Origin of the sequence: Colwellia sp. MB3u-8 (assembly GCF_014076985.1) — a bacterium.
In the GTDB taxonomy this organism is placed as follows: Bacteria; Pseudomonadota; Gammaproteobacteria; order Enterobacterales; family Alteromonadaceae; genus Cognaticolwellia.
Window position 1 is genome coordinate 155,847 of the sequence record NZ_JACGVA010000066.1, and the last position, 12,363, is coordinate 168,209.

Consider the following 12,363-nt stretch of genomic DNA (forward strand, 5'->3'; position numbering starts at 1 on the left):
AACTATCGCCCAAAGAGCATGAAAGTTTAGAGAAAAACTTTGTTGTTAAACGGGAGAGGTTTATAAGCTTTATAGCTGTTTTAGAGAGATTAAGACACATTCAAATGCTGTGAAGGGCTTAGCATGAGTTGCTGATATGCTAGGCCAGCTAATGTGCGGTTGTTTACTTCTAATTTTAATAATATCGCGGAAACATGCTTTTTAACCGTAGTTTCCTTGATGTCGAGATCATAGGCAATTTGCTTATTTAACTGACCATCGGCTATTTGGGTTAATACTATGTATTGTTGAGGAGTGAGTTGGCTTAATTGTTTGGCCAGTTTCTGGTGCGCTAAATCTATTTTTTGGTCAGCATTAAATTCGATATTTTTTGGTAACCAAATCCCCCCAGCTAAAACGCTGTCAATGGCTTGTGCTATGGTGGCTAAATCAGCCGATTTAGGAATAAATGCTGCTGCGCCAAAGTTAATCGCTTTTTGCATAGTTTCAGAATTGTCGTCTGAAGAGACCATGATCACCACAATATCGGGAAAATGGTTTTGCAGTTGGGTTAAGCCGGTAAAGCCATCATTACCTGGCATATGTAAATCTAGAAAAACGATTTCTAAGCTGTTGTTAAGGGTAACTGCTTTGAGTAGATCGTCAAAGTTGTCTACTTCTAAGCTTTCGTGATCCTCAATGCATTCAACTATGGCTTGTTTTAATGCGGTGCGAAACAAGGGGTGATCGTCGGCGATAATTACTTTTGCTTGCTTCATTACAGCAGCCTTTTATATGCTTACCACATTAGGAGGTCGCCCAATACACTGAAAATAATGGGCGTATTATCAAGTCTATTAGCTTTATTCCCTCAGCGGGAACTAATTTAACAGACGGCTTAATTTTTTATTATTAAAAAAAGCGCCAGTAAAAACCAGCACTTTCTATACTATTGAAAATAGCATGATTTTTAGAAACTATAACCTATGGTCAATGCAAGGGTTTCAGGATCCCCGTAATAACCAATCAGTGTCGTATCACCACCTAAACCAGGTTGATAACTGCCATCATTATTTTGTTCGCCTAAGAAGGCGTAGTTACCGACTAAGTACTCTTCGTCGGTAATATTTTTCCAATGCAGTGCTGCAGTCCAATCTCCGTTGTTGCTATACCAATTAACACCAAAGTTAAGTAGACCATAGCCGTCTTGAGTTAATAGGTTTTCGGTAACGTTTAAGTCATACTCACTACGGTAATAGTAGTTACCATTAACAACAAAAGCACCAACCGATGTTTCGATATTATAAGCAAAACCAAGGTTAGCGGTAGTTTCAGGCGTATTAGTAATAGTGAAACTATCGCTAATATCTATTTGGCTACCGTCAGTATCAAATGATGTTACTTCTTTAAAAGATGAATCAATCAAACCTAAACTCGCAAATATATTTAAGTTATCTGCCGCAGCATATTCAATTTCTAGCTCTAAACCTGATGCGGTTGATTTACCAATATTACCTAAACGTTGGCTTAAAGCGCTATTGTCTTCTGAAGGTAAAACAGTAACGAATTGTCTGTCTTTATGATCAAGGTAGAAGGCTGTCGCATTAACCCTTAAATTATTATTCCACTCACTTTTCAGGCCAACTTCAAATGAATCTACCACTTCTGGATCTACCGCTGGCTCTGGACCACTGGCTCTTGGATTAAAAGTACCTGATTTAAAGCCTTGTGAATAACTGGCAAAAAACATCATGTCGTCTGAGTATTGATACTCTGCGCCTACACGCGGGGTAAAGCGCGACCAATCTTCTTTATCATTAAGCACTTCAGGGAATTGAACATCACCTCGTTCATAACCGGGTACCCAGCTACTTTCTGGATAAACGGTTTCAAATACCACACCATTATTTACGTTAGCTATTTTTTCTTCTTTGGTATAGCGCGCACCTAAAGTCATGGAGAATTTATCGGTAATATTGTAGGAACCTTGAGCATAAACAGCATAGCTTTCACTGTTATTACACCCCGTCACTTCTCGAGTTAGCCCAGGTAAAGCCAAAGATTTGCCGAAATTCTCTAAAATAGCATCGAACTGGCCACATGATTCACCATCAAAGTAGTACAGACCAGAGACAAAGGTTAAATTATCTGAGTTATAGTTTAGCTGAAATTCTTGCGTAAATTGTTCATCATCATAAATGGCAGGGACATCGAAAATACGCTCGGCGGTATTATCAAAATCAATATTTGTTTTTGAATAATTATCACGGCTTGAGGTGATTGATTTAACCGACCAAGTATCATTGATCATATATTCAGCTGTTAGGCTAAAGCCTTCTGACTCAACACTATTCCACGTAGGCATACTGGTGTAAGAATCATAAACACTATTGGGTACTGGCGCATCAGTCACCATGCTTGGCAGTAAACGATAACCGCCTTTTGCATTTGAGTCGTCGGTGGTTTTATCGTAATTTAAACGTAAGAATAAATCCTCTGTCGGTTCGAACTCAATGGTAAGTCGACCAGCAAAAATATCTTTATTATAGTTCTCTAAGCTTTGACCCGGTAAGGCAGATTGTAAAAATTCCCCATAACCATCTCTCTTTAGGTCAGCCAAAGCAAAGCCAAGATATAATTTATCAGCTATCACTGGGATTTTACCCGCAACTTTATAATCTTTACGATCGTAAGTACCAAAGGTTCCTGTAAGATCAAGTTCTACATCACCAGACATTTTTTTAGTGACATATTTAATCGCACCCCCAATAGTGTTTTTACCATATAAACTACCTTGAGGACCTCGTAATACTTCAATACGTTCAACATCAAGAATATCTAGTACGGCTCCCTGTGGACGGGCAATATAAACATCATCAATATAAATGCCGACACCAGGTTCATAGCCCCAAAGTGGATCATCTTGACCAACACCACGAATAAAAGCCGTTAAGGTTGAGTTAGTACCACGACTGGCCTGTAAAGTCGTATTCGGTGAAAACTGTTGAACTTCTGTCATCACACTAATGCCATTTTGCGCTAATTGTTCAGCGCCAATAGAAGTGATTGCGACAGGTACAGATTGTAAACTTTCCAATGATTTTCGAGCGGTGACTTCAATCCGCTCCAATGTTGGATCATTGTTTAGCTGTTCATTCGCTGCTGCGGCCAAGATGCTTTGACTGGTCAGTGCGGCTGAAATGGTGATGGCCAAAACACTTAGCCTTAGGTTGTAATGCTTCATAATATTTCCCTGTGTTTTAAATCTAATCAACCGCTAATGTGCGCAGTTTTTATTTCTTCATTATTGGGCTTAAAACTTTATAGTAAATTTGCCAGAAGACAATTTGTACTATAGTAGTATGTCGTCGGTATTTATTTTTAAGTTGCTGTAATTAAAGCCGTTAAATATAATTTTATTTATTGCTTACAGTCTATTTTTAGCGAAATAGCTAAGCATTTATAGCCCCCAAGCCTCGAGTAAGTACAATGCAGTGCTAATAGGGGTGTTAATGACAAACGGCGCTTCACTGCCACCATCAATTTTTTGTGGCGCTACCGCAATGCCATGGCCCATATTTTCAATCTCAATGAGTTCGACATTCACTTGCTTGTTCTGGCCTTGCCATTGGCTAACTTTATAGCCTTGGTGTTTTGAGATAATGGGCTGTTTTGACGACTGAGTTAACTCGGCCCAATGGATAGCAAGTTGTTGTGAATTTTTTGGGTTAACGACTGTGTCTTGAGAACCGGTCCAAATTGACAGCGTAGGCCAATGTTTTGTTGAGCTGTTTATTTGATGCACTAATTGGGTTAATTGCTCAGGGTTTTGTGAGGGGCCGCTGCGCATGCAGGCAATAGCCGTGCTTAAGTTATGGGCGCAAGGGTAGGGTATGCCAGCAATAATGGCGCCAGCAGTAAATAGCTGTGGGTAATTAACCAGCATTGAACTTGCCATCGCACCACCGGCTGATAACCCTATCATATATATTTTGTTAAAATGATGTTCAGCATTAACGCTCGTGATCATGTTTTTTATTGACAGGCTTTCACCTTGGTTTTGCTCTATATCTTGTGAAGAAAACCAATTGAAGCAGCCTTGAATATTATTGTCTTGGCTTTGTTGTGGAATAAGTAGTGAAAATTGTTTTTTGTCTGCTAAAGCCATTAAGCCACTTTGCTGTGCGAGCACTTGCCCTTGTTGAGCACAACCGTGTAACAAAACAATAAGGTTTTTATTGTCTTTAGCGCCTTGAAAATAACTGGCGCTTAGCTCACCAGGATTAAGGCCAAATCCAATTAATGCCCTTGGCTTAGCTTGGCTGTTAGCACTTAACAAGCTGATGGTCATGATGAGAAACATCGATAAATATTTAGTCATGTTAAACTTCCTCCATAGTAGAAAATAAAAAATAAAAGCTTCCAATTAAGAGGCTAAGAAAATAATTTCAGCTTAGCAGCATGGCTTATAAAACCAAGTTGTAGAATACTACTTTAGGTGCAGAAAAAGAGCTGATAATTAGTGTAAATAATAAAACTAGTGGTTTGAGTCTGTAAGCAAAAACGCTAAACTGTCGAGATAATCACACTAGGCTATGACTGTGTGGTTAATCACATGAACCTAATATTAAAGTGCATGAAAGTTAAGTGAAATTTAATCAAAGTGACATTTAATCAAAGTGACATTAAAACTAAGTTAAAGAGGCATAAAGTATGACAGTTAAAAAGTTGGCGCAGCGTTTGTTTATTATCAAGCCGTTATTAAATTTTGCCTTTGTTGCCTGCCTGGTTTTTATCGTGATTTTATTTCTTAATGGCTCGATTGCTGAGCAAAATAGTTATGGTGTACCGAGTTTGTTATTAGCCACATGGAGCTTGTTATTAAGTGCAATATTAGGTTTATTAGTTAATACGCCAAATATTGATGATATGCCCAAAGGTTGGTTTGCCCGGATGAAACATTGGCTAGCAAAAAGTATATTTAAATTGGCCGCAATCGTTTTCATTTTTATCAGCTTAGCACTGCTCTATGTAACGATAAAACTCTTGAGTGTGTGAGATTTAATAAGCTATTTATTCTGATGAACCTAGCTACTTACACTTACCTCCCTAGCCCTCTGCTAAAACTACTTACTGATGTTCAATTTAATATCAAGAGTTACTCGGTGCAATAATTGTTGGTGGATACTGAACAGTTGTGTCATAAATTTAGCCAGATAATAGCGCTATTTAATCGGATTTATTTATTTTCCAATCGGGCGTTTTTAGGTTTTTTTAAAAGGAGTTTCTCGGTTGAGGCTAAATGGAGTTGTAGGTAAATCCTCATCAGTTAGTATACTATCTTGGCTTGTCAGTAAATTATTCTTACAGAAAAAGAGCCATAAATAATGGAACATGAACAGCACCTAGCCTTACTTGGCGCTATAGCTCAAGGCGATAAAAAGGCGTTTTCAGCGCTTTACCAAACCACCAGTAAACAGCTTTATGCGGTTAGCTTGAAAATGTTAGCGCGTAAAGAATTAGCTGAAGAAGCTTTGCAAGAGGCTTATGTGCGTATTTGGCATAATGCATCAGAATACCGAGTGGGCAAGGGCACAGTGTTGACTTGGATGATCAGCATAGTGCGTTATCGGGCGTTAGATATTTTGCGCTATAACAAAATTAGAAAAGAAGATGAATTAATTGAGCCAGACAGCCTTGATTTAGATACGCCCGAGAAAACCCATGACATGGAACAAGGGTTACTAGACAAATGCTTGCAAAAGCTTGATCTTCAACAACGTCAGGCTATTTATTTGGCCTACTTCAATGGCTGCTCCCATCAGGAGGTGGTTAAACACCTCAATAACCCTTTGGGCACTGTTAAAAGCTGGATAAGACGCGGTCTTACAAGTTTACAAAGTTGCTTAACCTCATGAATTATTTATCTGAAAACCTCAAAAATGCGCTAGCTGCAGAATACGTATTAGGTACCTTACGCGGTCCTGCTCGTCAGCGCTTTCAAAAATTAATGATGCAACATCCGCCGATCAGCGAGGCAACCCACACTTGGGAGCAGCAGCTAAATGGCTTAGGAGAAAAAATTCCACCCGTGACACCTGATGTGTCAGTTTGGCTGCGCATCGAGCAGCAGCTAGGGTTTGTTACTGAACCAGAAAAAAATAATATTGTGTCGATAACCCAGGCCAAGCCCAAAATCTGGCAAAGCATCGCGGGTTTAGCGTCAGCGGCTGCCTTGGTGCTAGCGGTATTATTAGTCAATGTTGAACCCATATCAGCACCTGATGCTCAGCAACTCGCATTGGTCAATAATGAACAAACTGAGCTGTTATGGGCACTAGAAATTAGCAAAGACACTATTGATATTCAAGCGACTAAAACCTTAGTGGCGCAGGCTAATGCGGATTATCAATTATGGATAGTACCAGCAGATGGCAGAGCGCCTATCTCCTTAGGCTTATTACCTAAAACGGGTAAATTGACCTTAAGTAAACCTCAATTGTTTGATCAAATTGAAATTGCTGCTTTGGCGGTGAGTTTAGAGCCTCTAGGTGGCTCGCCTAATGGTTCACCTACTACCGTGCTATATACCTCTAAATTGGTTACGCTTTAGTTTATTAATAAGCGCTAATGAGTTTACACTTACCGCATGATTTGTTCTAAATAAGATGATAAGCGAAACGCAAGTTTCGCTTTTTTTTTACTTTTTTTATTGCCCTAAAATAAATCTACCCATTGGCGGTCTGTTATTAGTGTGTTGGATAAATCGTCAATCATTAAAAAATATTGAGCGGGATTACAGCATAAGTTTAACCGGCTCGTACAAGTTGTGTCAGCTTTAAATCAGCTTACGATAGTCAATTAATTTGCTTAAGTTGCCTAGGTTGAATGAATAACATAATCAATAAAAGAGCATAAAAGTATAGCGATGCTGCGGTACAAAGAGCGATGCATAAGAGCCGTGCATAAGCTATGACACGTTTTAATAGGGTAAGTAAATATGACCGATTAGCGTGTTTAAGCTGATTAATCGCTTGGAAAAATAATTAATTTAAAAAAAGATGACTTTTTTTTGCATCCAATACTGAATCTCAATCGTTTAACTATATGAAGTCTAAAAAAAGTACGATTAAGAATCATAAAATTAAAAAGGAAACGTCATGAAAAAATATAAATTAACACTTATTGCCTCGATAATTATGAGTGCAACCTTGTCTCAAGCTGTTACAGCATCAAGTCATCGTGAAGCACCTAATGTTACGCGCATGCCGACAATAGATTCAACAGATTTTTATTCATTCAATAGTTACGAAGCAGGGCGTGGCGATTACGTTACCCTAATTGCGAATTATATTCCTTTACAAGATGCCTATGGTGGACCTAACTATTTCGCAATGGATCCTGCTGCGACTTATGACATACATATCGACAGCGATGGCGATGCTGTTGAAGATATTACTTTTAGTTTTAATTTTAGTCAGATGCTAGGCAATGACAATGCGGGTATTGCCTTGATGGTAGGTCCAGAAGGTGAACAAATATCTGTTGGTGTACCGCTTAAGAATGTGGGTAAGATCACGGCGGATAATCAAGGGGCAGCTAATTTCTCTGAAAAGTACACGGTTAAAATGACTTCAGGCCCGATGCGCACCGGCACTACGGTTGATGTTACTAATATGGACACAGGCGGCACAAGTTTTCGCAAGCCACTAGATTATATTGGTACTAAATCATTTGGCAGCGCCGCAGAGTATAAAACTTACGCCGATAGCTTTGTTTACTCAGCAACTATCCCTGGATGTGATGTCCCGGCTAAAGTGTTCGTTGGTCAGCGTAAAGATGCATTTACTGTTAACTTGGGTAAGGTATTTGATTTAGTCAACTTTGTTCCTGTTGAAGGTGACAGTGTACGTGGTAATGGCGATGGAGAAGGTTTTCCAGACGGTATTACTCAGTCATCAATGAATGATGATTTAGCGGATAAAAACGTCACCAGTATTGCTATTGAAGTACCAACAGCTTGTTTAATTGGTGAAGGTAATGGTGTTATTGGTAGTTGGACTAGCGCAAGTTTGCCGCAAGCAAGAATTTTGAATCCTAATGCGAGTTTTGATAGCACCGAAGTGAACGGTGGTGCAATGACTCAGGTTTCACGTTTGGGTTCACCGCTAGTCAACGAGTTGGTTATTGGCTTAGCAGATAAAGATAAATTTTCAACTTCGCATCCCAGTAATGATGGCCAGTTTATCAATTATGTCACACACCCAACGTTACCTGAGTTACTGAATATTCTGTTTAAAGATGCGGTAAACACTAGACTTGGCACTGAGTTAGAAACACTGGCACCAACAAACTTTCCACGAACTGATTTAATCGCGGCATTTTTGACCGGTGTTGCAGGCGTGAATCAACAGTCAATTGTTACGGGTTCTGAAATGTTGCGCTTAAATACAGGTATTCCTGCTAAGCCAGCTAGCGAGCAATCTGCATTCGGCGTAGCTGGCAACGATTTAGCGGGTTTTCCAAACGGTCGTCGCCCAGGAGATGATGTAGTTGATATTGCACTTCGTGTAGTCATGGGCGCTTTATGTCATGACATTCCAGTGAATGGCGAGCCGACTAACTTAGGCTTTTGTATGCCAGAAGATGCGAGTGTTGGTAATGCCCCCTTTACTGATGGCGCACCTAGCGATGCATCTATGACAGGTACTAGCTTCCCATATTTAGCTATGCCGTTACCCGGTTCTGAATAAGGAGTACTTTAATGCAATATTATAAACGCAACACAGCGTCGCATATTATCGCAGCACCTAAACTCAAAGTGATAGCGCTAAGTTTAGCGACCACTCTGGTACTTGCTGGCTGTAATGATGGTTATGAAGCGCCAAGCGCGCCAGCCAATGTGGCACCTACTACCATAACGGTGGATTTGATTACTCAAACAGAAACGCCGATCACCGATATGTTAAGTGCAGTTGACGCAGATGGCGACGCTTTAAGCTTTAGCCTTGATCAACAGGCAATGTTAGGTGTGGTTACTGTTAGCGGCAATGGTGGATTTACTTACCAGCCAAATAATGAAGTCACTGGTAGTGACAGCTTTACTTTTTCGGTGACTGACGGCGTAAATACCGCGGTTACTGGTACAGTTAACATTACTATTGAAGCGCTGACAGTATCTTTTAACAGCACGAGTCGTGCAGCCTTTAATCAGCAATCTAATGATAAACCTTTGGCCGTAAATGGTCGTGCGTTTACTCAAGATGTTGAGGATCCAACGGCATACGACGACTTGCTTCCACAGTAAAATAAAGTTTGACTGCGCCATGGAAGGCGCCCTTTTATGGATAATAATATGCCAATACTAATTTATTTGCGACGTTACACCAGCTACTTTTTAGTATTGGTTTTCATAACTAGCGCACACCTTGGCTATTCAGCAAGTTATGTACCCCCATCAGACCAAAGTATCCTTGCCAGTTGGACTGTGCCTCAACCTGCAGAACAACCAAAAGTGTTTATCGCGCAACTGATCAGTGACGCGAGTAAACCAGGTTTAGCCAGTCGCTATTATGGCCGCGCCAGCGCATTACTTAAGCCCTTACTTTTAGCGACGCCTAATGATCTAGAATTACAATTTTACTCTGCTACGGTATTGCAGCACTATCATGAATTTGATCAGGCACAACAACTGCTTTTGGAAATACTGCAGCATCAGCCTGATCATGTCGCCGCTTGGCTAATGAAAGCCAATATTCACATGGTTCAAGGTGATTTAGTAGCGGCTAAACGAGCCTGTTTACAAGTGCTAGGGCAGGGCAGTCTTTTGCTAAGCACAGCTTGTGTACTTGAAGTTAATGCTGAACAAGGACAAGTTGCCCAGAGCTATCAGCAACTACAACGCGTGGTTAATATGGCGGGCGACATTCCACGTAAACAGCATGTGTGGCTTAAACAAATTTTGGCTGATCTTGCCCAACGCCAGCAGTTACTGGAGCAGGCAATTCAGCATTTGTCAGATTTTCCTTTAGCACAAGCGCCAGTGAGTTATTTGGCGTTATGGGCTGATATTCATTTGGAGCGACAACAAGGTAACATTGTATTAGATAAGTTAGGGCCTATTGTACTGGCCAGTGACAGTTTTGATGATGCATTATTACTGCGTTTAGCCTTGGCAGAGCAAGCAGGTAAATCAGCTAGTAATTTAGCCAGTAGCTCAGCCAGTAATTCAGTCAGTAGCTCAGTCAGTAATTTAGACAAGCAAGTGTGGCAACAGCGACTAAGCCAGCGCATTGAAATACGCTTGCAGCGCAATGACACAGCCCATGCCGCCGACATTGCCCGTTATTATTTAGATATTGCACCTAATGCGATTAAAGCGCTGCACTGGGCAAAAATTAACTGGCAACAAGCTAAATTAGGCCCAGATAAACGTTTACTCGACCGCGCAATGGCAAGACAAAATTTGTCTAAAAGTGCAACGTAGGCATAAGCCATCAACATTATTCTCCATTAAGTCATAACAGTAGTGAGATCAAATATGCAACAGTGGTTAAAAATAGGCTTAATCGGACTGTCGTTCTTATTAGCGAATACTGTGGCGGCTCATCAGTTGAGCACCAGTTATATTATTGCTGAAATTGACGACACGGGTCGCATTAATGGCGAATGGCAATTGAGTTTAACTGATTTGGAATTGGCGGTGGGTTTAGATCTCAATGCCAACGGTGAGTTAACCTGGGGAGAAGTAAAAAGTCGCCAAGCTGAGATCGCCAGTTATTTAGCAGAAAATTTATTACTAAGTCGAGACAAGCTTAGATGTAACCTGCATTTTGACCTGGTAGAGCGATTACAGGATCATGCTAACGAAGCCTTTGCTGTTACTGACTTTTCAGGGCAATGTGCTATCAGTGGGCCATTAAATATAAAATATAGTGCGATATTTGCTTTAGATAGTAGCCATGAAATGGTGCTAAACATTGGTGATGGCAGCAATATGCACAGCTTTGTCTTGGATGATAGCACCAGACAAATAGCGATAGATTTACGTGAAGGAAGTTGGCAGACCACCTTTAAGCAGTTTGTCTATCAAGGCATTATTCATATTTGGATCGGCATTGATCATATTTTATTCTTGTTAGCACTATTGTTGCCGGCGGTACTAGAACGTAAAAACAAGCAGTGGCAAGCTATTACCAGTGTTAACGTTATTTTGACCAATACGGTATGGATTATTAGCGCATTTACCTTAGCCCATTCGCTGACATTAACCGCAACCGCTTTAGGCTGGTTAAGCCCAAGTAGTCGTTGGGTGGAACTTGGCATTGCTTTATCAGTTTTATTTGCTGCCTTGAATAATATTTGGCCTCTAGTACTACGTTTAGCTTGGTTAACCTTTGCTTTTGGTTTGTTACACGGTATGGGCTTTGCTGGCGTATTAGGCGAGTTAGGTTTACCCGCTGATCAACAATTGCTGAGTATATTAGCCTTTAATCTTGGCGTGGAAATCGGTCAGTTAGCCATATTAGCTATTTTATTACCGGTATTGATTTTACTGCGCAAGACCAATTTCTATAGCAAAGGTGTGATGCCGGTAGGTTCTTTATTCATTGCCTTGATGGCGGTGCAATGGAGTATTGAGCGTTGGTGAGTTTGATTAGCGTTTAGTGCGCTGCGTTAGCTGGATGTTAGCCTAGGTGGTAGTTGTTTAAAGAGAGTTTATTATCACTAAGTGAGCGATAACTTGAGTGTCTATTTTATATAGACAGCTCTTCTTGAAAATAAAAAGCCCTAGCTAACTTAATCACTAGGGCTTTTTATTGGTTGTTTTTTCTGCGCTTTAAAACTGCGCTTTACGATATTTCTCGCACGCTACTTCGTCTTCACATTCGCCATACAAATATAAACTGTGATTGGTCAATTTTACTTTATGAAATTTTGCCACGTCTTCTTGGCGTTGTTCGATTACATCGTCTTCAAATTCAATCACTTTACCGCAATTCAAACACACTAAGTGATCATGGTGTTTCTTATGACTTAGTTCAAATACTGATTTACCACCTTCAAAATGATGACGAGTGACAATACCGGCATCATCAAACTGGTTTAATACGCGATATACTGTCGCCAAACCAATCTCTTCATTTTGCTCAAGCAAAAGTTTGTATACGTCTTCAGCACTGATGTGTTGGTTATTGGGGTTTTGTAAAATGGCCAAAATTTTAATGCGCGGCAGAGTAATTTTTAGTCCAGCTCTTTTTAGTTCTTCATTTTGTTCAGGCATTAATTTTGGTCTCTACATCTGCTTTAAATATAGGGAAAATTATAGGGGGTTATGAGCTTGGTTGAAAGGGCTAGTTGTAAATGATTGTCTGTTTTGTTGGT

The 12,363-nt window shown here is 40.2% G+C and carries 11 protein-coding genes; 7 read left to right on the forward strand and 4 right to left on the reverse strand.

Translation table 11 applies throughout. The features are described from left to right. Positions 1 to 89 precede the first annotated feature (89 nt). From H4J54_RS11870 to H4J54_RS11880, 3 genes are all read right to left on the reverse strand, one after another. Positions 90 to 758, reverse strand: a complete 669-nt coding sequence (locus H4J54_RS11870; RefSeq protein WP_182136133.1) for a response regulator transcription factor — start codon at positions 756 to 758, stop codon at positions 90 to 92. Between the two features lie 191 nt (positions 759 to 949). After that, positions 950 to 3,223 (reverse strand): TonB-dependent receptor, encoded by a 2,274-nt coding sequence (locus H4J54_RS11875; protein WP_182191077.1) that lies wholly within the window; start codon positions 3,221 to 3,223, stop codon positions 950 to 952. Positions 3,224 to 3,439: 216 nt separating this feature from the next. Next, on the reverse strand, positions 3,440 to 4,360 hold the full coding sequence (locus H4J54_RS11880; RefSeq protein WP_182191078.1) for a PHB depolymerase family esterase: 921 nt from the start codon (positions 4,358 to 4,360) through the stop codon (positions 3,440 to 3,442). A gap of 332 nt (positions 4,361 to 4,692) precedes the next feature. Between H4J54_RS11880 and H4J54_RS11885 the strand changes: the two genes are divergently transcribed. The 7 genes from H4J54_RS11885 (at position 4,693) to H4J54_RS11915 (ending at position 11,629) form a co-directional block, all read left to right on the forward strand. Then, positions 4,693 to 5,037 carry a hypothetical protein gene (locus tag H4J54_RS11885; RefSeq protein WP_182185276.1) on the forward strand — a complete coding sequence of 115 codons (345 nt, stop codon included), beginning with the start codon at positions 4,693 to 4,695 and terminating at the stop codon, positions 5,035 to 5,037. 329 nt (positions 5,038 to 5,366) lie between these two features. Next, positions 5,367 to 5,897: a sigma-70 family RNA polymerase sigma factor gene (locus H4J54_RS11890; protein ID WP_182191079.1), complete on the forward strand. Its 531-nt coding sequence runs from the start codon at positions 5,367 to 5,369 to the stop codon at positions 5,895 to 5,897. Continuing rightward, the gene (locus tag H4J54_RS11895; protein WP_182191080.1) at positions 5,894 to 6,592 is read left to right on the forward strand and encodes an anti-sigma factor domain-containing protein; all 699 of its coding nucleotides are present in this window, start codon (positions 5,894 to 5,896) and stop codon (positions 6,590 to 6,592) included. Before H4J54_RS11890 ends, H4J54_RS11895 begins: the two co-directional genes overlap by 4 nt. 586 nt (positions 6,593 to 7,178) lie before the next feature. Further along, entirely contained in the window at positions 7,179 to 8,732 is a 1,554-nt protein-coding gene (locus tag H4J54_RS11900; RefSeq protein ID WP_404851904.1) for a DUF4331 domain-containing protein, read from the forward strand. An 11-nt stretch (positions 8,733 to 8,743) separates the two neighbouring features. Next, complete coding sequence (locus tag H4J54_RS11905; protein WP_182191082.1) at positions 8,744 to 9,286, forward strand: Ig-like domain-containing protein; 543 nt, start codon at positions 8,744 to 8,746, stop codon at positions 9,284 to 9,286. Positions 9,287 to 9,322: 36 nt separating this feature from the next. Continuing rightward, positions 9,323 to 10,465, forward strand: coding sequence for a lipopolysaccharide assembly protein LapB (locus H4J54_RS11910; RefSeq protein WP_182191083.1), 1,143 nt, complete (start codon positions 9,323 to 9,325; stop codon positions 10,463 to 10,465). 54 nt (positions 10,466 to 10,519) lie between these two features. After that, on the forward strand, positions 10,520 to 11,629 hold the full coding sequence (locus tag H4J54_RS11915) for a HupE/UreJ family protein (protein ID WP_182191084.1): 1,110 nt from the start codon (positions 10,520 to 10,522) through the stop codon (positions 11,627 to 11,629). Between the two features lie 189 nt (positions 11,630 to 11,818). Here H4J54_RS11915 and fur read toward each other — a convergent pair whose 3' ends face one another. Beyond that, positions 11,819 to 12,262, reverse strand: a complete 444-nt coding sequence (gene fur / locus H4J54_RS11920; protein WP_182191085.1) for a ferric iron uptake transcriptional regulator — start codon at positions 12,260 to 12,262, stop codon at positions 11,819 to 11,821. Positions 12,263 to 12,363: the final 101 nt, after the last annotated feature.